Here is a 24770-nt window from a genome sequence, read left to right on the forward strand (position 1 = left end):
CAGACTCTCGCCAACATCGTCGCGGTGCTGGCCGAAGCGGGCGGCGAGCCGCAGCACATCACCTCGATGACCTGGTATTTCACCGACAAGGCTGAATATCTGGCCAACCTCAAGGGGATCGGCGAGGCCTACCGCGCCGTCATCGGCCGGCATTTTCCGGCGATGGCCGCCATGCAGGTGGTGGCGCTGGTCGAGGACCGCGCCAAGGTGGAGATCCAGGCCATGGCGGTTATCCCGGAGTGAGACGAGCTACGGAGCTTTGGTCCCATCGATAGGGATCCGAATGCTCTCAACTTAGGCGGCAAATTTTCGATGCTGGCGCCGCCCCTCACCTGCCTGCCGGCATCCTCTCCCCGTATAGTGACGGGGAGAGCGGCGCTCTCATTGCCGATTTCGCCAATCGCCAGCATTGCAGGAAGGACGCAGAGGCTGCGGCCAGCCACCTTCTCCCCCGTCACTATACGGGGAGAAGGTGCCGGCAGGCCGATGAGGGGCGGCGCCAACGTTTCAAAGGATGACGCGGTTCTCCTCAGACGATTCCCAACTTGCAAGCGCCTTGGCTCTTCGCCCATTCTGTGATCAGATGATCACGCCCGCTTCGGTGGGCAGGTTTCGCATTTCTTCGCACATAGGCCTTGTCGRCATCCAAGGAAAGCAAAAGCGTGGCTCTGGGCTTCGAACCGGTATCGGGACGCATCACCGTCCAGGATGGCGTCTACCAGCAGCTTCGCCATGCCTTGATGGTCGGCAGTTTCGATCCTGGGCAAGTGCTGACCATCGCTTCGCTCGCCGAGGCTTTCGGCACGTCGAACATGCCGGTGCGCGAGGCGCTGCGGCGGCTGGCGGCGGAGAACGCGCTGGAAATCTCGCCGAACGGCTCGGCCTGCGTGCCGGTGGTGACGCGCGCCCGGCTCGACGACCTCTGCCGGGCCCGGCTCGCCGTCGAAGGGCTGGCCGCCGAGCTCGGCGCGCCGCGCCTGACCGCGACCGAGATCGCCTCCTTGCAAAGGGTCACTGACGACCAGCAGGCGATCGGCCGCGACGGCAGCATCTACGAGCTGATCGCCAAGAACCAGCAGTTCCACTTCACCATCTATCGCGCCTCCGGCTCCGACGTGCTGTTCCAGCTGATCGAGACGCTGTGGCTGCGCTTCGGCCCCTATATGCGGCTGCTCTCCAACCATGTCGCGCCGCTGATGCGTTCCGGCACCATGGAGCCCTCGGGTAGGCATGTCGCGATTATCGCGGCGCTGAAGGACAGGGATTACGTGCGCGCCCGCGACGAAGTGCTGGCCGACATCACCGCGACTCAAGCGACCCTGCGCACGATCTGCCCGGACGTGCCCGAGCCCAAGCCGGTCGACTTCGCCGCCTTCGGCCGGACACCCTGACGACCAGTCCCGATAAGGCGTTCCGGCAGGTCGCAACATGTCGTCCGCCGAGGTTTCACGGCTTGTCTCGCTCAGCCATCGCAGCGCCTCGGAATTGGCTGAAGCCTCCACAACGTCGAGAGGCGCTTCGGCCAATCCCCACAGTGTGCGATGCAGCGGCTTCCTGGACCAAAAAGAACCGCCGGATTTTAACGCGCCGTTCCGCATTTCCTTCGGCTGCAACGATTGATCCATGCCCGGTTTTGTGATCACATGATCACAATGGAGCGAGACAGCCTATGTCCGGCTATTTTCTCTATCATTCGATCGGCACTTTCCCCGGCAAGGCCGAGCGGATGGCCGCCGCGCTGGCGGAGTTCTCGGGCATCTGGTCGGCGGAAGATGACGGCCAGTGGCCGGCGGCGCTTGCCGCACGACAACGCTTCATCGATGCCTGGACACGGCTGATCGAGGCRCCGCAAGGCACGCTGACCACGGCCGAGAATGTCACCTCAGCGCTCTACAGCCTGATCGGCGCGCTGYCGGCCGAGCGCCTGGCGGGAAAGCGCCTGCTGGTGGCTGCCGACTGTTTTCCGAGCCTGCATTTCCTGCTCGCGGGGCTGGCCGAGCGTTTCGGCTTCACGCTCGACACCGTGCCGCTGCGACCCGGCGGAAGCTGGGTGCGCGACGACGATTTTATTTCCCGCTGGCAGGCGGATGTCGGGCTTGCGCTCATCACCTTCGTCACCTCGACGGCATCGCATCGCTGTGACGTGGAACGGCTCGCCGCGCATGGGCGCGCCATGGGCAGCATTGTCGGCGTCGACATCACGCAGGGTGTCGGCGTTGCACCGTTCTCGGTTGCCGCGACGCCGGTCGACTTTGTCGTCTCGACCTCGCTCAAATGGCTGTGCGGTTCCTCTGGCGCCGGCATATTGCAAGTAGCACCCGACGTTCTGGCGACCTGCCGGCCGGAGCTGCGCGGCTGGTTCAGCCAACCGAACCCGTTCTCCTGGGATCTCGATGCATTCACCTACGCCGACGATGCGCGGCGCTTCGACCACGGCACGCCGGCGATCCTGGCAAGCGTCGCCTCGCTACCCGGACTGGAGTGGGTGGAAGCGACCGGCATCGACGCCATCCGCGCGCAGAATGCGGCGCTCGTCGAGCGCATCACCGGCGCCGCATTGGAGAACGGCTGGCAGGTCCGTTCGCCGCTCGATTCCGGGGAGCGCGGCGGCAGCGTCATGCTCGGCCTGCCGCAAGGCGTCGAGGCCGCGAAGGTCGTCGCGGCGCTGCGCAACGAGCGGCTTTACTGCGATGCGCGCGGCACGACGCTGAGGCTGTCGCCGGGCATGGTCACCACCGAGACGGCGGTCGATGCGCTCATCGCGCGGCTCAAAGCACATATCGGTTCGCGGCATCGCCGCGCATCCTGATTGCAGGCACCGCCTCGCCTGCGGCGCCTGGGAGTTGGGCGCCGAAAGGGGCGGAAGAGGAGAATGCGTCACATTCGATGTGGCCGAACCAGAGGGAAGCACAATGCTGAAACGTCTAGGATTGATTGGGATGGTCATCGCCGCGGGTGTCGCCTTCGCGGCGCCTGCCTTTGCCGACAAGATCATGGTGGGCGCCTATCCGGCCAATCCGCCATGGGAATACAAGACCGATTCCGGCGGCTTCGAAGGTTTTGAGATCGACGTCGCCAACGATGTCGCCAAGCGCATCGGCGCCGATGTCGAATTCCAGGATCTCGGCTTCCAGGCGCTGTTCGCGGCGACCGCTTCGGGCCGCATCGACTTTGCCGTCTCCTCGATCTCGGTCACCAAGGAGCGTCTGCAGAACCAGGGCTTCACGCAGGCCTATTACGACAGCGACGGCACCATTGTCGGCAAGGCGGACTCCGCCATCAAGTCGCTCGACGACCTGAAGGGCAAGACCATCGGCGTCATCGCCGGCTCGACCGGCGAGGCCTACATGAAGGAAAACGCCGCCAAGCTCGGCGTTGCCGAAACCAAGAGCTACAACGCCCAGCAGGACCTGCTGCTCGATGTGCAGAACGGCCGCATAGACGGCGGCGCCGGCGAGCTCGCCGGCTTCCTCTTCGCCATCAAGCAGATGCCGGCGCTGAAGATCCTGGTGCGCATCCCGACCGGCGAGCGCTTCGCGATGATGACCAAGAAAGGCCATCCGCTGCTCGAAAAGGTCAACGACGYCATCACCGCCATGAAGAAGGACGGCACCATGGCCGCGATCCACAAGAAGTGGTTCGGCGTCGATCCGGAAACCGGCACCAGCACAKTGACGCCCGGCCCGATCCCGCAATAAGCCGGCAAATGATGATCATCGACGGGAGCGCCGGCGACAAGCTGGCGCTCCCGCTTCTCGGGTCCGCGCCGACGAGGCGGGCCTCGTCTCACGGTGAGCGCCGATGGAACTGATCGACACCTTCTTCAACTGGGGCATCCTGGTCCGATCCTTTCCGATCCTCATTCGGGGGCTCGGCAACACCATCCTGCTCGGCTGCGCCGCGATCATCTTCGGCACCATCGCCGGGCTGGCGGTCTGCCTGGTGCGGCTCTACGCGCCGAAGCCGCTGAGGCGGCTGGCGACGCTTTACATCGACATGTTCCGTGCGCTGCCGATCCTGGTGGTGCTGATCCTGATTTATTACGCCCTGCCCTTTATCGGCATCCGGCTCTCGTCCTTCGCATCCGCAGCGTTAGCGCTGTCGCTGGTGCTCGCCGCCTTCACCGCGGAAGTCTGCCGCGCCGGCATCCAGAACATCCCGAAGGGCCAGTTCGAGGCGGCCTCCGCACTCGGCCTGCCCTTTTGGGTCGCCATGCGCAAAGTGATCCTGCCGCAGGCGATCCGGGTCGTCATCCCGCCGCTCACCAGCAATTGCGTCTCGGTGTTCAAGGACACCGCGCTCGCCTCCGTCGTGGCGATGYCCGACCTTCTGAAGCAGGCGACCGACGCGCAGGCGCTGATGGCCAATCCGACGCCCTTGATCGGCGCCGCGATCATCTATCTCGCCTTCCTTTGGCCGCTGGTGCGGCTGGTCGGCTACCTCGAAGAGCGCGGCAAGGCCCAGTCCGGCGCGCACTAACCCTCCCCAGCACAGCATTCAGGAATTGAAGGAGACGCCCGTGAACCAGCACCATGTTTCGAAAGCGCAAGACAGCGCCGCTTCGTTCCCGGTCGAAAAAATCCGCGCCATGTTTCCGGCGCTCAAGCAGGCAGGCGAGTTCATCTTCATGGACAACGCCGCCGGCGCGCAGATCCCGCAAAGCGTGCTCGACGCGGTGACCAACCATTTGGTCGGGCACAACGTGCAGCGCGGCGGCCGCTATGGCCGCAGCGTCACCGTCGACCAGTCGGTCGCCGAAGCGCGCGAAAGCGTGGCGCTGCTGATCAACGCCTACAGCCCGTCCGAGATCTGCTTCGGCATGAACGCCACCTCGTTCATCCGCCTTGTCAGCCTCGGCATCGGCCAGATGCTTTCGGAACGCGACGAGATCGTCATCACCGACATGGACCATGACGCCAACATCGCCACATGGCTGGCGCTGGAGCAGGCCGGCGCCAAGTTCAAATGGTGGCGCATGCGCGAGGACGGCAACCTGCATGTCGATGACCTCAAGCCGCTGGTCTCGGACCRCACCCGGCTCGTCGCCTGCACGGTGACGGCGCATTCGATCGGCTCGATCGTCGATGTCGCCGCGGTCGCCAAGATCGCGCATGCGGCCGGCGCCGAAGTCTTCCTCGACTGCGTGCACTACGGCCCGCACGGGCTGATCGACGTGCAGRCCTGGAACTGCGACTACCTCGTCTGCTCCGGCTACAAGAATTTCTCGCCGCATATGGGCTTCCTGTGGGGCCGCTTCGAAACGCTGAAGCGGCTGCCGACCTTCCGCGAGGATTTCATTCCGGACGAGCCGCCCTACAAGGTCGAGGCCGGCACCTTCATCTACGAGAACGTCTCCGRCATGGACGCAGCGGTCCGCTATCTGGAATCGGTCGGCCGCAATTTCTTGGCCCAGAACAACYGCTCGCGCCGCGACAACATCGTGGCAGGCATGAACGCTATCCGCGATTACGAGCTGATGCTGGCGCGCGAGATGCTGAAGGTGCTGAAAGACTGTGGGGCGACGATCTACGGCGTTGCCGACGAGGCACGCATCCATGAACGCGTGCCGACCTTCTGCTTCAACATCGGCAAGCTCTCGCCGCAACGAATCGTCGAGGAGATGGCCGCCCTGCAGATCGGCATCCGCGACGGCCACATGTACGCGCCACGCCTGATGAAGCGGCTCAACCTCTCGATGGACAGCGGCGCCATCCGCGCCTCGCTGGTGCATTACAACACGGTGGCTGAGGTGCGCCGGTTTGGTGAGGCGCTGCGGGCGATTATCGCCAAGCTGTCGTGATCTGAGCGCTTACCCCCACCCCGGACCTTCGGTCCGACCTCCCCACAAGGGGAGGTAGGGGCGCGGCTGCTTCAGCATCAGGCCGCCTTCTTCGCCAGCCTCGCCTTAATGCTGTCGATGTCGGCGCGCGGCGTCGCGGCGAAGAGCGTCTTGGTGTAGCTGTGCTTGGGGGCCGAGAAGACCTCGTCGCGCGAGCCGTATTCGACCGCCTCGCCGAAATACATCACCATCACGTCGTCGGCGATGTAGCGCACCACCGAGAGGTCGTGGCTGATGAAGACATAGGTCAGCTGGAACTCGTCCTGAAGGTCGGCKAGCAGGTTGAGCACCTGCGCCTGCACGGAAAGGTCGAGCGCCGAGACCGGCTCGTCCAGCACCAGCAGGCTCGGGTTCAGCATCAGCGCGCGGGCRATGGYGATGCGCTGGCRCTGGCCGCCCRAGAACATGTGCGGATAGCGGTTGTAGTGTTCCGGTCCGAGGCCGACCTTCTTCARCATCTTCATCGCAAGGTCGCGCCGTTCCTCGGCCGTCTTGTCGGTGTTGATGAGCAGCGGCTCGCCGAGAACATCGCCGATCTTCTGACGCGGGTTGAGCGACCCGTAAGGATTCTGGAAGACGATCTGCACCTTGCGGCGCATCTCCTTGGTCAACCCGTCCTTGGCGATGTCGACCCTGTTGCCGTCGATGAACAACTCGCCTGACGTCGCCGGATCGATCAGCGTGATGATGCGGGCGAGCGTGGACTTGCCGCAGCCGCTTTCGCCGACGATCGCCAGCGTCTTGCCCTTCTCTACACTGAAGGAGACGCCCTTGACCGCATGGACTGTGCGCGAAGGGCGGAACAGGCCGCCGCCTACATGGTAGTCGCGTTTGACATTCTTGCCTTCGACAACCTTGGTCATGCGCCAGCCCCAGTCATGCACCAGATTCCGAGGGCGCCGGCTCGAACAGCATGTCAGAGACCGTCGGCAGCCGGTCGCCGACGGCGTTCTCCGGCAGCGCCGACAGCAGCGCGCGTGTGTAGTTGCTCTTCGGGCTCTCGAACAGCGACAAGACGTCGGCCTCTTCCATCTTGCGGCCCTTATACTGGACGATGACGCGGTCAGCGGTCTCGGCGACCACGCCCATATTGTGGGTGATCATGATCAGGCCCATGCCGTACTTGGCCTGCAGCGAGACCAGGAGATCGAGGATCTGCTTCTGGATGGTGACGTCCAGCGCCGTCGTCGGCTCGTCAGYGATCAGGAGCTTCGGGTTGCAGGCGATCGCCATCGCGATCATGACGCGCTGGCACTGGCCGCCCGACATCTGATGTGGGAAGGAGTTGAGCCGCTCCGCCGGTTCCGGAATGCCGACCTGCTTGAAGAGCTCGATGGCCCGCGCCCGGCGCTGGGCCTTGTCCATGCCCATGTGGAAGCGCAGAACTTCCTCGATCTGGAAGCCGACGGTGAAGCACGGATTGAGGCTGGCTATCGGCTCCTGGAAGATCATGGCAATGTCCTTGCCGATGATCTTGCGGCGCTCGGCCGCGCTGATCTTCAGGAGATCGCGGCCGTTGAAGGTCATCCGGTCGGCAGTGACGGTGGCCGTCCAGGGCAGCAGGCCCATCACCGCCAGCATCGACACCGACTTGCCGGAGCCGGACTCGCCGACGATGGCGAGCACCTCGCGCTCGTCGACACGGRGCGAAACGCCGTCGACGGCGCGGAACGGACCCGACGCGGTCTGGAATTCTACGACGAGGTTCTGGATGTCGAGCAATGCCATCACGACCTCCTGAGCTTCGGATCGAGCGCGTCGCGCAGGCCATCGCCGATCAGGTTGATGGCGAGCACGGTGATAAGTATCGCAAGGCCCGGGAAAGTCACCACCCACCAGGCGCGCAGGATGAACTCGCGCGCCGAGGCGAGCATGGTGCCCCATTCCGGCGTCGGCGGCTGCGCGCCAAGCCCGAGGAAGCCGAGCGCCGCCGCCTCCAGGATGGCGTTGGAGAAGGACAGCGTGCCCTGGACGATCAGCGGCGCCAGGCAGTTTGGCAGGATGGTGGCGAGCATCAGCCTCAGATGTCCCGCACCGGCGACCTTCGCCGCCACGACGTATTCGCGGCTTTTCTCGGCCATGACCGCGGCGCGTACCAGACGGGCGAAATGCGGCTGCAGCACCAGCGCGATCGCCAGCATGGCATTGAACAGGCCGGGACCGAGGATGGTGACCAGAACCAGCGCCAGCAGCAGCGACGGGAAGGCGAGGATCAGGTCCATGATGCGCATGATCACGACATCGACCCAGCCGCGGAAATAGCCGGCGAGCAGGCCGAGCGTGATGCCGCCGACAAGCGCCAGCGAGACGACGACGGCACCGATCAGCAGCGAGAAGCGCGCGCCGTAGAGCAGGCGCGAGAGGATGTCGCGGCCGACCGGGTCGGTGCCGAGGATGTACTCGGAGCTGCCGCCCGTCTGCCAGGCCGGCGGCCTGAGGAACGCGGCCTTGTCCTGCACGTCCGGTGCGTAGGGTGCGAGCAACGGCGCAAAGAGCGCCGCCAGCACCAGCAGGATGAAGATCGCAAGGCCGATGACGGCGCCGCGGTTCACCGCGAAATAGTGCCAGAAGGTCTTGAAGCCGATCAGCCGGTCCGGGCTGCCGGCGGCCATGGGGGCGATTTCGGTCGACTGGCTCATCACGCGGCCCTGATGCGCGGGTTGATGACGGCATAAAACACGTCGACGATGAGGTTCACGGCCATGACGATAAGCGCGATCAATAGCAGACCTGACTGCACGACGACGTAGTCGCGCTTGAAAATGGAATCGACCATCCACTTGCCGATGCCCGRCCAGGCGAAGATGGTTTCGGTGAGGATGGCGCCGGCAAGCAGCGTGYCRACCTRCAGGCCGATGGTGGTGACGACCGGGATCAGCGCGTTGCGCAGCGCATGCACGCCGATGACGCGGGCGGCAGAAAGGCCCTTGGCGCGGGCGGTGCGGACATAGTCCTCGCCCAGCACTTCGAGCATGGCCGAACGCGTCTGGCGCGCGATTACCGCCAGTGGAATGGTGCCAAGCACGATCGAGGGCAGGATGAGATGGCTGAGCGCCGAGCGCAGCGCGTCCCACTTGCCGTAAAGGACGCTGTCGATGGTCATGAAGCCGGTGATCGGCTTCAGGAAGAACTGCAGGCCCATGCGGCCCGAAACCGGGGTCCAGCCGAGATAGCCGGAAAAGAAGATGATGAGCAGCAGGCCCCACCAGAAGATCGGCATGGAGTAGCCGACAAGGGCCGTGCCCATCAGCGACTGGTCGAACCACGAGCCGCGCTTCACGGCAGCGAATATGCCGGCCGGGATGCCGATCACCATGGCGACGATCATGGCGAAGAAGGAAAGCTCCAGCGTCGCCGGGAAGAGCGTCTTGAACTCCTCGAGAACCGGGCGCTTGGACGAAATCGAGACGCCGAAGTCGCCGGTGGCGACCTCACCGACATAGCGCACATACTGCTCCCAGATCGGCAGGTTGTAGCCGAACTGCTCCTTGAGTTCCTCGTATCGGGCGGGAGTGACGCCATGCTCGCCGGCCATGGCCAGGATCGGATCGCCGGGCAGCAGCCGAACGAAGGCGAAGGCGCAGATGGTGATGCCGACGAGGGTCGGGATCAGAAGTGCGATCTTGTTGAGGWGATATCTGATCATCGTGAAGTGGAGCGGCRCACAATTGCGCCGCCCCGTTCGCAAATATTATTCGGACTTGTCAACACCGTCGAAGCGATGAATGCCGAGCGGGTCCATCTTGTAGCCGGTCACATTGTTGCGAACGACTGCATAGACCTGGCTGTGAGCCAGCAGGAAGGCCGGCGCCTGCTTGRCGAAGATCTCCTGCGCCTGCTCATAGAGCTTGGTGCGCTCGCCCTGGTCGCTGGTCTTCTTGGCCTTCTGGATCAGGTCCTCGAAGTCCTTGTCGCACCAGCTGGAGTAGTTCGAGACGCCGATGGCCGAGCAGGCGAAGAGGGTGGCGAAGAAGTTGTCCGGATCGCCATTGTCGCCGGTCCAGCCGATCTGGAAGGCGCCGGGACGGTCCTTCTTCTTGCCTTCCTCGCGGTACTTCGTCCACTCGTAGTTGACGATGTTCGCCTTGACGCCGACCTTGGCCCAGTCGGCCTGGATCAGCTCGGCCGCGCGCTGGAAGTTCGGGTTGTAAGGACGAACGCGGTCGGCCGCCCAGAGCTGGATTTCCTTCAGACCGGCATCGGCCAGCACTTTCTTGGCCGCTTCCGGATTGTAGCTGTCGGTCTTCACGTTCTTGTTCCACGACCACATGGTCGGCGGGATCAGGTTCTCGGCCGGCGTGGCGCCGGCATCCTGGAACAGCGCCTTGATCAGAGCTTGCCGGTCGATCGCCTGGTTGAGCGCATGACGGACCTCAGGCTTGTCGAGCGGCGGGATCGTGGTGTTGTAGCTCATGTAGCCGATGTTGAGGCCGGCCTGGTCGAGCAGGGTGACGTCCTTGTTGGCCTTGATGGTGGCGATGTCGGCCGGGTTCGGATAGGGCGCGACGTCGCATTCGCCGGCCAGCACCTTCTGGATGCGGGCAGTCGCGTCGGGCGTGATGGCGAAGACGAGATCATCAATCTTCTCCTTGCCCTTGTAGTAGTCGGGGTTGRCCGCGTAGCGGATCACCGAATCCAGCTGGTAGTCGACGAACTGGAACGGGCCGGTGCCGATCGGCTTGGTCGAGAAGTCGGCCATCTTGCCTTCCTTCTCGAGCTGGTCGGCATATTCCTTCGAGACGATCGAGGCGAAGTCCATGCCGAGATTGGCCAGCATCGGCGCGTTCGGCTCGGTCAGTGTCAGCTTGACGGTGAGGTCGTCGACCTTCTCCCACTTGGCGACATATTTCGGCATGTCCATGCCGGTGTAGTAGTCCCAGGTCAGGTTCGGCAGATACTTCTCGCCGTTCCACGGGTTCTTCTTGTCGAACTGGCGGTCGAAGGAGAAGACCACGTCATCCGCATTGAGGTCGCGGGTCGGCTTGAAGTAGTCGGTGGTCTGGAACTTCACGCCCTTGCGCAGGTGGAAAGTATAGACCAGGCCGTCGTCCGAGATTTCCCATTTTTCGGCAAGGCCGGGCTCGATCTCGGTGCCGCCATGCTTGAACTCGACCAGACGCGAATAGACCGTGCGCGACGAGGCGTCGAAGTCGTTACCGCCCGTCGTCGTACCTGGATCGAAGTTGGCCGGCGACGCTTCCGAACAATAGACAAGCGWCTTTGCATTGGCCATGCCACCCAGGACGCTTGCAGCCAGCAACGCGGCTGCAAAAGTCATTGTCTTTTTCATTGAGCACTCCCTGATGTTCTCCCAAGCCCCCTCTATCAGGCTCGCGAAGCGCGCATATAAGCACCGTTTCTCGGGCTTTGGAACACCTCGTTTGCGTACCCCACGGGAAGCAGGAAAAGAATCCGGATTTTGCGCGAATGGCAGAAAAATTGAGCAGAATTTTTCGCTCACGACATTGTTAACGACCGCATTTTTTTATTGRTTTCTCCGATCCCGAAATGACGAAGTGCTGCCCGACCTCCGCTTCCATGAAGCTCCGTCGGCCTCGCTCAGCAAGGCTACCGCCTGGGCGGCCTTGCAGAAATCATCGGTGATCGGACCCCTGCTAGCGAGCGCGCGATAGAACGGATCTGAGGTCGAGTTGCCGGCCGCCGTCTTCCGTTGCCAGCACGAGCTATCCGGCACGGTGCGACGCAAGAATTCCGGCAAGGTCGCCGACAGAATCTGTTTTCTTCAGTCTGGGACGGTCTATGTACTGGGCCGCGCGGGGAAATCTTCGGCAATCGAAGGCAAGCACAGAGGCTCTTCTGGGCGGCCAATAGAAGGCCGGGCGCAGTAGAGCGGTGAAGAGGAAAGGCTCCGGACATGCCGCCAGCACGCGATCTTGGCCTGGGTGCCGGTCTTCTGCCACCAGGGCCGCTCAACGCCATAACCGATGTCGGCGGAGTGACCGTCGGCCATCATACGCTGCACGGCAAGGAGCTTGCCACCGGCGTCACGGCCATTCTCCCGCATCAGGGCGATCTTTTCCGCCGAAAGGTTCGGGCCGGCATCGAGGTGATCAACGGCTTCGGCAAGTCCGTAGGCCTCATGCAGGTCGCCGAACTGGGAACCGTCGAAACGCCGATCCTGCTGACCAACACCTTCTCCGTCGCCGCCTGCGCCGAAACGCTGATCCGCCGGGCGATAGCCGCAAATCCGGATATCGGGCGCAAGACTTCCACCGTTAATCCGCTGGTCTTCGAGTGCAATGACGGCGCGATCAACGATATTCAGGCGATGTCTGTGACGGCGGCTGACGCCGAAGCGGCGCTCGCCGACGCCAGGAGCGGCGAGGTGCGGCAAGGCGCCGTCGGTGCTGGGACCGGCATGACCGCCTTCGGCTTCAAGGCCGGAATCGGCTCGGCYTCGCGCCTGATGCGGATCGAGAAGCACGACTATGTGCTAGGCGCCCTGGTGCTGGCGAATTTCGGGCGGGCCGGCGACCTCGTGCTGCCGGACGGCCGGCGTCCAAACCCGCGGGAAGCGGCGGAACCGGAAAAGGGCTCGGTCATCGTCATCCTCTCCACYGACCTGCCGCTCGGGGACCGGCAGCTTCGCCGCGTGGCACGACGGGCGGGCGCCGGACTGGCGCGTCTTGGCGCGTTCTGGGGCAACGGCAGCGGCGATATCGCATTGTGCTTCACAACGGCCGATCCGGTGGCACATGAGCCGGGAGCTGCCTTTCAGCCTGTGCGACAGCTGGCAGAAGATCGGATCGACATGCCGTTTCGTGCCGCCGCCGAGGCGACCGAGGAGGCCGTTCTCAATGCGCTGTGTGCCGCGCCCGCCATGACCGGTCGCACTGGTCGGCAATTTCCCGCGCTTGCCGCATGGTTGATGGAACACCCGTTGCCATGAAAGTGTTGGGGACGAGGCCAATCGCGACCAGCGCGCCTGTCTTTTCCGGCCGCATTCTGTCGAATGGTCGAGCGACAATCTTTCCCCGGTCCTGCCGCAGGGGCAAGACTTGCAGCCCCGCCGATAGAGGCAATACATAGGTGGCAGGCCGGATTTTCTTGGGAAAGCCGCAGCGGGCGCGGAGGTTGCTTCTCAGGCAAGCGAGCGCGACGCGTGACAACAAGATCAAGCAGGGAGGGACAGGTGGCAAAAGCAGCAAAGACGACGCCTCCGGCRAAAGCGAGGGCCAAGGCCGCAGCCGCCGGTGCGGCCAAGGCCCCACCTGCCACGACAGCCGCCAAACCGGAAGCAGCCGCCGAACCTGCAAATGCCAAGTCCGCCGCCAAGAACTCCGCAAAGGCCGGCAAGGCCGCCGCCGGCAAAGCACCTGCCGCCAAGCTCACGGCGCCTGCTGCCRCAACGGCCGCGCCGGCGGCGAGCGCCGCCAAGCCGGCCTCCGGTCCGGCCAAGGAGTTGCCGAAGGCGATTACCGAGCTCACCGCCGGGCTGCCGGAAAAGCCGTGGTTGACAAACTATCCGAACAACATGCCGGCCGAGATCGGTCCGCTGCCTTACAACTCGATCGGCGACTTCCTCGTCGGCGCCTGCAGGCAGTTCGGCAGCCGGCCGGCGTTCGTGTGCATCGGCAAGTCGATCTCCTACGCCGAGCTCGAGCGGCTTTCGGCAGCCTTCGGCGCCTATCTGCAGGCGAAGGGACTGGAGAAGGGCGCGCGCGTGGCGCTGATGATGCCGAACGTGCTGCAATATCCGGTAGCRATGATGGCGGTGCTTCGCGCCGGCTTCACGGTGGTGAACATCAATCCGCTCTACACGCCGCGCGAGTTGGAGCATCAACTGAGAGATTCCGGCGCGCAGGCCATCGTCATTCTCGAAAACTTCGCCACCACGCTGCAGGCAGTCATCGCGCGGACGGCCGTCAGGCATGTCGTGGTCGCGGCGATGGGCGACATGCTGGGCGGCCTCAAGGRCACGATCGTCAACCTCGTCGTCCGGCGAGTGAAGAAGATGGTGYCCGCTTGGTCGCTGCCCGGCCATGTCAGATTCAACGCCGCGCTGAAGGCCGGCTTAGCGAGCGCCTTCAAGCCTGCGGYGGTTTCGGGCGACGATATCGCCTYCCTGCAATATACAGGCGGCACGACCGGCGTCTCGAAGGGGGCGACGCTGCTGCACCGGAACGTGCTGTCCAATGTGGCGCAGAATTCGCTCTGGGTGGAGGACGCCTATACGGTCAAGYCGAAACCGGCGCATCTCAACTTCGTCTGCGCACTGCCGCTCTACCATATCTTCGCGCTGACGGTGAACGCGCTGATGGGCATGCAGCAAGGCGCCCAGAACGTACTCATTCCGAACCCGCGCGACATTCCGGGCTTCGTCAAGGAGTTGCAGAAATATCCGATCCACATCTTCCCCGGCCTCAACACGCTGTTCAACGCGCTGCTCAACAATGAGGATTTCCGCAAGCTCGACTTCAAGCCGCTTATCCTGACGCTCGGCGGCGGCATGGCGGTGCAGAGGGGCGTGGCCGAGCGCTGGAAGGCGCTGACCGGCTGCCCGGTGAGCGAAGGCTACGGGCTGTCCGAAACCTCGCCGGTGGCGACCGCCAACAAGTTCAGCTCCAGYGAGTTCACCGRCACAATCGGCCTGCCGYTGCCTTCGACCGAGATCRCCATCCGCGATGACGACGGCAGTAATGTGCCGCTTGGCGAAGTCGGCGAGATCTGCATCCGCGGGCCGCAGGTGATGGCCGGCTACTGGAACCGGCCGGACGAGACCGCCAAGGTCATGACCAAGGACGGCTTCTTCAAGTCGGGCGACATGGGCTTCATGGACGAGCGCGGCTACACCAAGATCGTCGACCGCAAGAAGGACATGATCCTGGTCTCGGGCTTCAACGTCTATCCGAACGAGCTGGAAGAGGTGGTGGCGCAACACCCAGGCGTGCTCGAGGTGGCGGCGATCGGCGTGCCTGACGAGCATTCCGGGGAAGTGCCGAAGCTGTTCGTGGTCAGGAAGGACCCGGCCCTCACCGTCGAGGTTCTTACGGTCTTTTGCCGTGAAAACCTCACCGGCTACAAGCGCCCGAGATACATCGAATTCCGCACGGAATTGCCGAAGACACCCGTCGGCAAGATCCTGCGGCGGGCATTGCGGGAGCAGACTTGAGCGACCATGCGGCCGGCGCAACGCGCGAACTAAAGAAAAGGCCCGATCCCGCCGCATTCATCCAGGCGAACACGCGCTTATCGCCGGTACCGTCGCTGCCCGAAATCCGCCTCTACACCGCCCATCCCGGCAGCGGGCTGAGGCGGCTCCTCGAGCCGGACGACGATGAGCACGCAGCCGAGCCGCAACCGCCCTATTGGGCCTATGCCTGGGCGGGCGGGGCGGTGCTGGCACGCTATGTCCTCGACCGGCCTTCGACTGTCGCGGGCCGCCGCGTGCTCGACCTCGGCGCCGGCTCCGGCGTTGTCGGCATCGCCGCGGCGAAGTCCGGGGCAAGCGAGGTGATCGCGGCCGAAATCGACCGCAACGGCATCGTCGCGCTTGGCCTCAACGCTGCGGCCAACGGCGTCGCCGTCACCATGATCGGCACGGACATCACCGCCGGCCCGCCGCCGGCCGTCGACCTGGTGCTCGCCGGCGACGTCTTCTACGGGGAGGCGGTCGCCCGGCGGGTGACCCCATTCCTCGACCGCTGCCTTGCCGCCGCGATTGAGGTGCTGGTCGGCGATCCGGGCCGCGCCTGGCTRCCCAGGCCGCGGCTTCGCTTGCTCGGCGAATATCTGGTGCCGGATGTCGGCGGGAACGGCGGCGGCGAGCCGAAGCCGAGCGGTGTATTCGCCTTCGTGGCAGAGGGCGCTGATTAGCCGACTGGGACGCTCACCCGCGCCGACAGAAAGTCCGGCAGGTCGGCGACCGAATCCAGGATGACATCGGCGATCGGCGAGAGCGAGTCGCGCGTGCCGGTGCCGGACAGAACGCCAATCGCCAGTCCGCAGCCGCCGGCGCGCGCCATTTCGAGATCATGCCGGTTGTCGCCGACCATGGCGACCTCGCCCGGCCTCAGCCCCGTCAGATCGCAGAAAGCCATGACCGTATCGGGCGCGGGCTTTGGGTTCGCCACGGCGTCGTAGCCGAAGGCGGCGTCGAAGAGCTGTGCGACGCCGAGCGTGGACAGCGTCTTTTCGGCGCCGCTGGTGGAATCGTTGGTGGCGACGCCCATCCGGTAGGATCGCGCATGCAGCGTCCTTAGCGAATCGACGATGCCGGGAAGCGCGACCGCCATCGCCGAGCCCTGCACGGAAGTGATCTCGTTGAAGCGGGAAACGGCCAGCAACTGGTCCTCGTCGGACAGGCGCGGGAACCATAGTTCGACGACATCCATGTTCGAGCCGGAAGCGAAGATCSAATCGGGCTTGAAGCGCTTGGTGACGAAATCGAAGCCGGYCGCGGCGAGCAGCCTGTCGGCCTTCCAGCGGTCGCCCTCGGCGGCGTCCATGGCCATGAAATCCGCTATGCCGAGCCAGGTTGCGTTGAAGTCGACAAGCGTGCCGTCCTTGTCGAAGAGAATTCCCTTGATATCCGCCAATCCTTTTACTCCGCGCCGCGCAATTGGTGGATATGAGCCACCAGTCCGGCAGTCGAGGCGTCGCGATTTGCGRCAGTCTCCTTGCCTTCCACGACAGGCAGCAGGCCCGTCGCCAGTTCCTTGCCCAACTCGACGCCCCACTGGTCGAACGAGTTGATGTTGAACAGTGTGCCCTCGACGAAGACGCGGTGTTCGTAAAGCGCGATCAGCCGGCCGAGCGTGCGCGGATCGAGCTTGCGATAGAGGATGGTGAGCGAGGGACGGTCCCCCGAAAAGACCCGGTGCGGCGCAATGCGGTCGACATCGGCGGGCTTCATGCCTTTCGCCAGCATCTGTGCGCGCGCCTCCTCCAGCGTGCGACCCTTCATGAAGGCCTCCGACTGGGCCAGGCAATTGGCGAGCAGCAGATCGTGGTGGTTCTTCAGCTCGGRCTCGTGGCTGACGGCGGCCGCGAGGAACTCCACCGGGATCAAGTCGGTGCCCTGATGCAGGAGCTGGAAGAAGGCATGCTGGCCGTTGGTGCCGGGCTCGCCCCAGACCAGCGGGCCGGTCGGGGTGGTCACCGCGCCGCCATCAAGCGTCACGCTCTTGCCGTTCGATTCCATGTCGAGCTGCTGCAGATAGGCGGGCAGGCGTGAGAGGCGCTGATCGTAAGGGATGACGGCGCGGGCCGGATATTTGCAGACGACCCGGTGCCACCAGCCGATGAGGCCAAGCAAAGCCGGCAGGTTCTTTTGCAGCGGGGTGGCACGGAAGTGCTCGTCCATGTCATGCGCGCCGTCGAGGAAGGCGCGGAAGTGGCGCGGACCGATGGCGATCATCACCGGAAGGCCGATGGCACTCCAGACCGAGTAGCGCCCGCCGACCCAATCCCAGAAGCCGAAGACGCGGTCCGAGGCGATGCCGAACTTGGCCACGAGGTCGAGCGCCGTCGAGACGGCGGCGAAATGCTTGCCGATCGCCTCCGCGCCCAGCGCCTTTTCCACCCATTTGCGCGCCGTCTCGGCGTTGGTCATCGTCTCGACCGTGGTGAAGGTCTTGGAAGCGACGATGAACAGCGTCGTTTCGGGCGAAAGGCCTTTCAGCGTGTCGTGGATATGGGCGCCGTCGACATTGGAGACATAATGGGCGCGCGGCCCGTCATGATAGGGCGCCAGCGCCAGCGTCACCATCGCCGGTCCAAGATCCGAGCCGCCGATGCCGATATTGACGATGTCGGTGATCTTCTTGCCGGTGGCGCCGGCCGCCTCGCCCGAGCGGATGGCATCGGCAAAGGCGCCCATGGCGTCGAGCACACCAATCACATCGGCCTTCACGTCCTGGCCGTCGAGCATGATGCCCTTGCCGGTCAGGTTGCGCAGCGCCGTGTGCAGCACGGCGCGGCCTTCGGTGATGTTGATCTTCCTGCCTTCGAACATGGCGGCGCGGCGGCCCTCGATATCGGCAGCGCTGGCGAGCTTCTCCAGCATAGCCATCGTGTCGGCGTCGATCGCGCATTTCGACCAGTCGATCAGCAGGTCGCCATCGGTGGCGGAAAACTTCTCGAAGCGCTTGGGATCGGCGGCGAAGGCCTCGCGCATGGTGCCTGCTGCCGCCGCGCGCTGATCACGCAACGCGGCAAGTTGCTTGTCGAAGGCTGGCTGATCCACTGGCGGGCTCCTGGCGGGTTTTTGGACCTATCTTAACAGGCCGGATGTTTCCGGCGCGTGTCGGCGCGTCATTCTATTGAACCGATTTCCATTTGGTTCAAGCGCGGCGGCGATGACGCAACGCGTCACGCCTCGATGACGCCAGGCGTCACGCCTCGATGACGCAAGGCGTCACGCTTCGATGACGCAAGGCGTCACGCCTCTATGACCTAGGGTGTCAAGCCTAGATGAGGCAAGGCGTTAGGACCTCGAGACCGCATTGCATCACGCTCTTATGATGCACCGCAACAGCGTTTCGCGGTCAATGGATCACTGGCATAAATCCCAGCGATCAGAAAAATTGATTGGCGCAACCCCTTATGCCAACCATACACTCTACTGGTCCAGCCAAGTAAAAACCGCTGGTCATCCGAGGAAGATCTCCCATGCCACAGCGCAATGACACGGCCATATGGTCCGGCCTGTTCCGGATTTCGGCCGAATCCGGACAAACCCTCCAGGCTCAGATCCGCCAGGCGATCGTCGCAGCCATCCTCGACCGCCAAATCGCTGCTTCGATGCCGCTGCCGTCCTGCCGAATTCTGGCGGAAAAGCTCGGGGTTGCCCGCGGCACGGTGGTGCTCGCCTTCCAGCAATTGGTCGACCAGGGCTTCCTGGTGGCGCGCGAGCGGCGCGGCCATTTCGTCAACCCCGACGTGCTGGCCACCCCCGCCAAGCCGCACCAGAAGGCGCCGGACCAGCAGAACGAGATCGACTGGAAGGCGCGCCGGCAGATCGCGGCCAGCGACATGCCGCCTCCGGCCAAGCATGACAACTGGATCAAGTCCTCCTACCCCTTCGTCTACGGCCAGTTCGACCCGGCGCTGTTTCCGACCGCCGAATGGCGCGAATGCAACCGCATGGCGTTGGCGGTGCTGGAGATCCGCAACTGGGCGTCCGACATGGTGGACCGAGACGATCCGCTGCTGATCGAGCAGATCCAGGCCCGGCTTTTGCCGCGGCGCGGCATCTTCGCCAATCCGGATGAGATCATCGTGACGCTGGGCGCACAGAACGCGCTCTACATGCTCGCCTCGCTGCTGATGACCAAGGGCTCCAAGGTGGCGATGGAAGACCCCGGCTATCCGGACGCCCGCTCGATCTTCCGGCTGGCGGGCGCCGACATCCAGCCGGTTCCGGTCGACCACTCGGGCATCGCGACCTCAGCGATCCCCAGCGATTCCGGCTTCGTGTTCGTCACCCCCAGTCACCATTGCCCGACGATGGTGCCGCTGTCGCCGGAGCGGCGGCAGGATCTGCTGGCTAGGGCCAACCGCAACAACCAGATCATCATCGAGGACGGCTATGACAGCCAGCTTCTCGATGAGGCGCCGCAGCAGGCGCTGAAGAGCCTCGACCGCTCGGGCCGCGTCATCTATGTCGGCTCGATGTCGAAGACGCTGGCTCCGGGCCTGAGGCTTGGCTACATCGTCGCCTCGGCCGGGTTGATCRCCGAGCTTCGCGCGCTGCGCCGCTTCATGCTCAGGCACCCGCCGGCGAACAACCAGCGTGCCGTTGCGCTGTTCCTGTCGCTCGGCCATCACGAGGCGCTGGTGCGCAGGCTCTCGGCCGCTTTCGACGAGCGGCGCAAGCGTCTGGTCCATGYGATTTCCGCTTTCCTGCCAGAGTGGCGTTCGACCGACTCGGCGGGCGGCACATCGCTCTGGCTGGAAGGGCCGCGCGGCACCGATTCACGCGGCCTCGCCGAAGCGGCCGCCTCGCGCAGCGTCATCATCGAGCCCGGCGACCGGTTCTTCGACCGCAGCGAAAAGCCCACGCGTTTCATGCGCTTGGRCATTTCCTCGATCTCGCTGCAGCATATCGAGCCCGGTATCCGGGAACTCGCCACGGCCGCCGGACGCCGGCCCGCCGCGGCCTGAATCACGGCCTGATTTTTGAAAGGGGAGCCGGCGTGCGCCGGCTCCCTTTTCTTTGGGCCCTTCCCTGCTTTAGCATCGTGGCATACTCGACGGGACAGGCTGGCTCATAGGCTGTGCCAATGCCAGCGGCATAGTCGAGGCCGATAGGGGACGAGGCAGGCCGATGGTGGACCAACCGCCACGCACCCTGCCTCTGAAAAACTAAAGGTGGAGTGCTTTCCATGTCAGTTGCTCTTGAGAAGCAGGAAGCGTCGCCGGACCAGCGTTCGCGACGATCCGGCGGGCGCGAAGCGCGCCGCGCGATGCGAGCGGCACCGCTCGCGGACGACATCCGTCCCGTGCGGCCAGGCCTGGAAGGCGGCAGCTACGGGCCATTGAGCCAGAACGATTGCGAGCGCATCCACGAGGCGGTGCTGACGCTTTTGGAGACGGTGGGCTTCGCCAACGCCATCCCCTCCTGCATCGAGGCGCTGACCAGGGTGGGCGCGACCTATGGCGATGACGGGCGCCTGCGCCTGCCGCGCGCGCTGGTCCTCGACACAATCAAGAAGGCTGCGCGCCACTTCACGCTTTACGGCCAGGACCCCAAGCACGACATGGTGATCCAGGGCAAACGCGTGCATTACGGCACGGCCGGCGCCGCGGTGCATCTCGTCGATGTCGAGAAGCGCGAATATCGCGAATCACAGCTGCAGGACATCTATGACGCCGCCCGCCTCGTCGACGGGCTCGACAACATCCATTTCTTCCAGCGCACGATGGTGCCGCGCGACATCCCCGATCCGCTCGAGATGGACWTCAACACGCTCTATGCCTGCGTGATGGGGACCTCCAAGCATGTCGGCACCTCCTTCACGGTGCGCGAGAACGTCAAGCCGGCGCTGGAAATGCTCTATGCCATCGCCGGCGGCGAGGAGAATTTCCGGGCGCGGCCGTTCGTGTCCAATTCGAACTGCTTCGTGGTGCCGCCGATGAAGTTCGCCGAGGACGCCTGCGGCGTGCTCGAAGCCTGCGTCGAAGGCGGCATTCCGATCCTGCTGCTCTCGGYCGGCCAGGCCGGGGCGACGGCCCCCGCTGCCATTGCCGGCGCCGTCGTGCAGGCGGTGGCGGAAGTGCTGATGGGCCTTGTCTACGTCAACGCCATCAAGCCAGGCCATCCGGCGATCTTCGGCACCTGGCCGTTCGTCTCCGACCTCCGGACCGGCGCCATGTCCGGCGGCTCGGCCGAGCAGTCGGTGCTGACTTCCGCCTGCGCGCAGATGGCGCAATATTACGATCTTCCGGGCGGCTCAGCCGCCGGCATGACGGACTCGAAGCTGCCCGACATCCAGTCCGGCTACGAGAAGGGCATCACCAATGTGATGGCGGGRCTCTCCGGCCTCAACCTCGTCTATGAATCGGCCGGGATGYACGCCTCGCTGCTCGGCTTCTGCCTCGAAAGCCTAATCATAGACAACGACATGCTCGGCCACTGCCTGCGCTGCGTGCGCGGCATCGAGGTGACCGACGAGGCGCTGTCCATCGACACCATCGCCGATGTCTGCCTGCAGGGTCCCGGCCACTATCTCGGCAACGAGCAGACGCTGAAGCTGATGCAGACGGAGTATTTCTATCCATCCGTCGGCGACCGCTTCTCGCCCAAGGAATGGAACGAGAAAGGCCGGCCGGACATCCTGCAGCGGGCGATCGCCGAGAAGAAGCGCGTGCTGGCCGAGCGTTTTCCGCGCCACGTGTCGAGGTTGGTCGACGACAAGCTGCGCGCCCGCTTCGGCGAGATGATCAAGCTGCCGCGCAACAAGATGGGCGGCTGATCTCTCCGCTCTCGCAGTTCACTCTGCGCTGAGCCCGTAGCGGTCGACGACTTCGGCGTTGATCAGCTTCGCGTGCAGCGTCATCAGCACGATCTGCGCGTCGAAGCTGTCGCCGGCTTCAAGCGCCGCCTCGATGCGGCGCTCGGCTTCCAGCGTCAGCTCCCTGCCATTGGCCTCCTCGAATGGCCCCGGGCCGGCAACGCAATAGCTGCAAAGTTGCGCCACCGATTGATAGGCCTGGGCCGGCGGCTCCTGCGGCCAGCGATCGTTCATCAGATTGACGATGGTGAGCTTTACGCCCTCCGGCACCAGGGCAGGATGCAGATCGGCTTGGCGCAAGGCGTCGTCGAGCTGGCGCAGGTCGCCCGAGCGGCCGAACATGCCGAGGAAGCCGAGGGAAGAGCGCCGTTTGGTCATGATGGCCCGGATCCGGTCGAGATGACGCCTATCTGGATGTCCAAGACGGCCGAAACAAGGGCATAGAAAAGGGCGGCCCGCGCTTCGCAAGCCGCCCTTGATTTCCCAGGCGAGGAACTCAGTGGTTGTCGCGCGGCACGCCCCTGGTATGCGCGACGTCCTGGTACTTCACCGCCGGCTTCAGCACCATGCCGGCCGAGAACTGGTCGACCATGCCGCGTTGGATCTCCTGCCACGGCGTCTGGTGCTTGGGATAGTGATAGCCGCCGTTGCTTTCGAGCTCGGCCCGCCGCCTGGCGATTTCCTCGTCGCTGACGAGGATGTTGGCCGTGCCCTTCTTCAGGTCGATGCGGACGCGGTCGCCGGTCTTGAGCAGCGCCAGACCGCCGCCGATGGCCGCTTCCGGCGAGGCATTGAGGATCGACGGCGAGCCGGACGTACCGGACTGGCGGCCGTCGCCGATGCAGGCCAGCGAATGGATGCCCTTCTTGATGAGGTAGTCCGGCGGCTGCATGTTGACCACCTCGGCGCCGCCCGGATAGCCGACAGGRCCGGCACCGCGCATGAACAGGATCGTGTGCTCGTCGATGCCCTGCGCCGGATCGTCGATGCGGGCGTGGTAGTCTTCCGGGCCGTCGAAGACCATGGCGTTGCCCTCGAAAGCCTCCGGGTCGTTCGGGTTGGACAGATAGCGCTCGCGGAATTCAGGCGAGATGCCGCTGGTCTTCATGATCGCGGAATCGAACAGATTGCCCTTGAGGTTGATGAAGCCGGCATTGGCCTTGAGCGGCTTGGCGACGCTGCTGATCACGTCCGGGTTCTCGTTGACGGCATCCCTGCAATTGTCGCCGATCGACTTGCCGTTGGCGGTGACCGCGTCGGGATGCGGCAACAGGCCGCCCTTCATCAGCTCAGCCACCACGGCCGGCACGCCGCCGGCATGGTGATAGTCCTCGCCGAGATACTCGCCCGTCGGCTGCAGGTTGACGATGAGCGGAATGTTGAGCCCGATCTTCTGCCAATCGTCATTGTCGAGYGGCACGCCGAGATGGCGGGCAATCGCATTGAGGTGGATCGGCGCGTTGGTCGAACCGCCGATGGCCGAGTTGACGACGATGGYGTTCTCGAACGCCTCGCGGGTCATGATGTCGGACGGCTTCAGGTCCTGATGCACCATCTCGACGATGCGCTTGCCGGTCTCGTAGGCGATCTGGCCGCGCTCACGATAGGGCGCGGGGATGGCGGCCGAGCCCGGCAGTTGCATGCCGAGCGCCTCGGCCAGCGAGTTCATGGTGGTGGCGGTGCCCATGGTGTTGCAATAGCCGGTCGACGGCGCCGAGGAGGCGACGATGTCCATGAACTCGTCATAGTTGATCTCGCCGGCCGACAGCCGCTGGCGCGATTCCCAGACGATGGTGCCGGAACCGGTACGCTTGCCGTGGTGCCAGCCGTTGAGCATCGGGCCGACCGAAAGYGCGATCGCCGGAATGTTGACGGTGGCGGCCGCCATCAGTAGCGCGGGCGTGGTCTTGTYGCAGCCGATGGTGAGCACCACACCGTCGAGCGGATAGCCGTAGAGCACTTCGACGAGGCCGAGATAGGCAAGGTTGCGGTCAAGCGACGCGGTCGGACGCTTGCCGGTTTCCTGGATCGGATGGCACGGGAACTCGAAGGGAATGCCGCCCATCGACACGATGCCTTCGCGCACGCGCTTGGCGAGTTCGAGGTGGTGCCGGTTGYAGGGCGAAAGGTCGGAACCGGWCTGCGCGATGCCGATCAGCGGCCTGCCCGACATCAGCTCGGCGCGCGTCAGCCCGTAATTGAGGTACCGCTCGAGATAGAGCGCCGTCWTGCCCGGATTGTCGGGATTGTCGAACCACTCCTGCGAGCGAAATTTCTTCTTGTCGGTTGKGGCGCCGGCCATCATGGTCTCCGTATTTGTATGACAAATCGATATGACAACGCGCGGATGCAGGCAAGAGGCACGCGTGGCGCGGACCCGCACTTTGGTGCGGCAGACCCGCACTTTGGTGCGGCAGACCCGCACTTTGGTGCGATAGACAGATAAAGGACCGCGCGCTAGGACCAATCGGCATCAGCAATCCGGGAGGTCTTGATGGCTTTGGTGATCGAAGGCGAGGAGCGGATCGCCGCACCCGTTGCGAAAGTGTGGGAAGCCCTCAACGATCCGGACATTCTCAAGGAGGCGATCCCCGGCTGCCAGTCCCTCGAGAAGAAATCGGACACCGAGATGGCCGCGACCGTGGTGGTGAAGATCGGGCCGATCAAGGCGACATTCAACGGCGGGGTCACCTTGAAGAACCTCAAGCCGCCGCATTCCTACACGATTCAGGGCGAAGGAAAGGGCGGCATCGCCGGCTTCGCCAAGGGCGGCGCGGACGTGACGCTGAGCGCCGACGGCGCGGACACGACCATCCTGAAATATGCCGCCAAGGCCGAAGTCGGCGGCAAGATCGCCCAGCTCGGCAGCCGGCTGATCGAATCGACGTCGAAGAAGCTCGCCGGGCAGTTCTTCTCGACGTTTGGCGAGAAAGTGGGCGGCTAGTGCCGCGCGG

At 64.4% G+C, this 24770-nt stretch carries 21 protein-coding genes; 12 read left to right on the forward strand and 9 right to left on the reverse strand.

Annotation, left to right across the window (positions count from 1 at the left end; genetic code table 11):
* The 6 genes from ORS3428_RS16260 to ORS3428_RS16285 all read left to right on the forward strand — a co-directional run.
* Positions 1-243 (forward strand): RidA family protein (locus ORS3428_RS16260; protein ID WP_131802905.1); only part of this gene is annotated, 243 nt, incomplete at its 5' end.
* 419 nt (positions 244-662) lie between these two features.
* Positions 663-1391 (forward strand): GntR family transcriptional regulator, encoded by a 729-nt coding sequence (locus ORS3428_RS16265; protein ID WP_071099389.1) that lies wholly within the window; start codon positions 663-665, stop codon positions 1389-1391.
* Positions 1392-1669: 278 nt separating this feature from the next.
* Entirely contained in the window at positions 1670-2809 is a 1140-nt protein-coding gene (locus ORS3428_RS16270; RefSeq protein WP_071099318.1) for an aminotransferase class V-fold PLP-dependent enzyme, read from the forward strand.
* 103 nt (positions 2810-2912) lie between these two features.
* Entirely contained in the window at positions 2913-3698 is a 786-nt protein-coding gene (locus ORS3428_RS16275) for a substrate-binding periplasmic protein (protein ID WP_071099319.1), read from the forward strand.
* A 103-nt stretch (positions 3699-3801) separates the two neighbouring features.
* Positions 3802-4479: an amino acid ABC transporter permease gene (locus ORS3428_RS16280; RefSeq protein ID WP_071099320.1), complete on the forward strand. Its 678-nt coding sequence runs from the start codon at positions 3802-3804 to the stop codon at positions 4477-4479.
* Between the two features lie 40 nt (positions 4480-4519).
* Positions 4520-5800: a cysteine desulfurase-like protein gene (locus ORS3428_RS16285; protein WP_071099390.1), complete on the forward strand. Its 1281-nt coding sequence runs from the start codon at positions 4520-4522 to the stop codon at positions 5798-5800.
* Positions 5801-5877: 77 nt separating this feature from the next.
* Here ORS3428_RS16285 and ORS3428_RS16290 read toward each other — a convergent pair whose 3' ends face one another.
* From ORS3428_RS16290 to ORS3428_RS16310, 5 genes are read right to left on the reverse strand one after another with little or no spacing between them, the layout of a single operon-like run.
* Positions 5878-6702 carry a dipeptide ABC transporter ATP-binding protein gene (locus ORS3428_RS16290; protein WP_071099321.1) on the reverse strand — a complete coding sequence of 275 codons (825 nt, stop codon included), beginning with the start codon at positions 6700-6702 and terminating at the stop codon, positions 5878-5880.
* 13 nt (positions 6703-6715) lie between these two features.
* Positions 6716-7567, reverse strand: a complete 852-nt coding sequence (locus ORS3428_RS16295) for an ABC transporter ATP-binding protein (RefSeq protein ID WP_083355154.1) — start codon at positions 7565-7567, stop codon at positions 6716-6718.
* The gene (locus ORS3428_RS16300; protein ID WP_108723088.1) at positions 7567-8478 is read right to left on the reverse strand and encodes an ABC transporter permease subunit; all 912 of its coding nucleotides are present in this window, start codon (positions 8476-8478) and stop codon (positions 7567-7569) included. Before ORS3428_RS16300 ends, ORS3428_RS16295 begins: the two co-directional genes overlap by 1 nt.
* The gene (locus ORS3428_RS16305) at positions 8478-9485 is read right to left on the reverse strand and encodes an ABC transporter permease subunit (protein ID WP_071099322.1); all 1008 of its coding nucleotides are present in this window, start codon (positions 9483-9485) and stop codon (positions 8478-8480) included. Before ORS3428_RS16305 ends, ORS3428_RS16300 begins: the two co-directional genes overlap by 1 nt.
* 45 nt (positions 9486-9530) lie before the next feature.
* A complete protein-coding gene (locus ORS3428_RS16310) occupies positions 9531-11129 on the reverse strand; it encodes an ABC transporter substrate-binding protein (protein WP_071099323.1) in 1599 nt (532 codons plus the stop codon).
* 585 nt (positions 11130-11714) lie between these two features.
* On the opposite strand from ORS3428_RS16310, the gene ORS3428_RS16315 reads away from it, so the two are divergent.
* The 3 genes from ORS3428_RS16315 (at position 11715) to ORS3428_RS16325 (ending at position 15676) form a co-directional block, all read left to right on the forward strand.
* Entirely contained in the window at positions 11715-12749 is a 1035-nt protein-coding gene (locus tag ORS3428_RS16315) for a DmpA family aminopeptidase (RefSeq protein ID WP_071099324.1), read from the forward strand.
* Positions 12750-12992: 243 nt separating this feature from the next.
* Positions 12993-14972 carry a long-chain fatty acid--CoA ligase gene (locus ORS3428_RS16320; protein ID WP_071099325.1) on the forward strand — a complete coding sequence of 660 codons (1980 nt, stop codon included), beginning with the start codon at positions 12993-12995 and terminating at the stop codon, positions 14970-14972.
* Complete coding sequence (locus ORS3428_RS16325; protein ID WP_071099326.1) at positions 14969-15676, forward strand: class I SAM-dependent methyltransferase; 708 nt, start codon at positions 14969-14971, stop codon at positions 15674-15676. Before ORS3428_RS16320 ends, ORS3428_RS16325 begins: the two co-directional genes overlap by 4 nt.
* On the opposite strand, the gene ORS3428_RS16330 is transcribed toward ORS3428_RS16325, so the two are convergent.
* The gene (locus ORS3428_RS16330; RefSeq protein WP_071099327.1) at positions 15673-16398 is read right to left on the reverse strand and encodes an HAD family hydrolase; all 726 of its coding nucleotides are present in this window, start codon (positions 16396-16398) and stop codon (positions 15673-15675) included. The genes ORS3428_RS16325 and ORS3428_RS16330 overlap by 4 nt on opposite strands.
* A gap of 5 nt (positions 16399-16403) precedes the next feature.
* Positions 16404-18047 carry a glucose-6-phosphate isomerase gene (gene pgi / locus ORS3428_RS16335; RefSeq protein WP_071099328.1) on the reverse strand — a complete coding sequence of 548 codons (1644 nt, stop codon included), beginning with the start codon at positions 18045-18047 and terminating at the stop codon, positions 16404-16406.
* 425 nt (positions 18048-18472) lie between these two features.
* Between pgi and pdxR the strand changes: the two genes are divergently transcribed.
* Positions 18473-19966 carry a MocR-like pyridoxine biosynthesis transcription factor PdxR gene (gene pdxR, locus ORS3428_RS16340; protein WP_071099329.1) on the forward strand — a complete coding sequence of 498 codons (1494 nt, stop codon included), beginning with the start codon at positions 18473-18475 and terminating at the stop codon, positions 19964-19966.
* Positions 19967-20187: 221 nt separating this feature from the next.
* Entirely contained in the window at positions 20188-21777 is a 1590-nt protein-coding gene (locus ORS3428_RS16345; RefSeq protein ID WP_071099330.1) for a trimethylamine methyltransferase family protein, read from the forward strand.
* A gap of 18 nt (positions 21778-21795) precedes the next feature.
* Here the strand turns inward: ORS3428_RS16345 and ORS3428_RS16350 are convergent, their stop codons facing one another.
* Together ORS3428_RS16350 and ORS3428_RS16355 are read right to left on the reverse strand one after the other, a co-directional pair.
* Complete coding sequence (locus tag ORS3428_RS16350) at positions 21796-22194, reverse strand: hypothetical protein (RefSeq protein ID WP_108723089.1); 399 nt, start codon at positions 22192-22194, stop codon at positions 21796-21798.
* A gap of 118 nt (positions 22195-22312) precedes the next feature.
* Positions 22313-24118, reverse strand: a complete 1806-nt coding sequence (locus ORS3428_RS16355) for an IlvD/Edd family dehydratase (protein ID WP_071099393.1) — start codon at positions 24116-24118, stop codon at positions 22313-22315.
* A 192-nt stretch (positions 24119-24310) separates the two neighbouring features.
* Between ORS3428_RS16355 and ORS3428_RS16360 the strand changes: the two genes are divergently transcribed.
* Positions 24311-24760 carry an SRPBCC family protein gene (locus tag ORS3428_RS16360; protein ID WP_071099331.1) on the forward strand — a complete coding sequence of 150 codons (450 nt, stop codon included), beginning with the start codon at positions 24311-24313 and terminating at the stop codon, positions 24758-24760.
* The last annotated feature ends 10 nt before the right edge of the window (positions 24761-24770 follow it).

This window comes from Mesorhizobium sp. ORS 3428 (assembly GCF_001854785.1).
Taxonomy (GTDB): Bacteria; Pseudomonadota; Alphaproteobacteria; order Rhizobiales; family Rhizobiaceae; genus Mesorhizobium.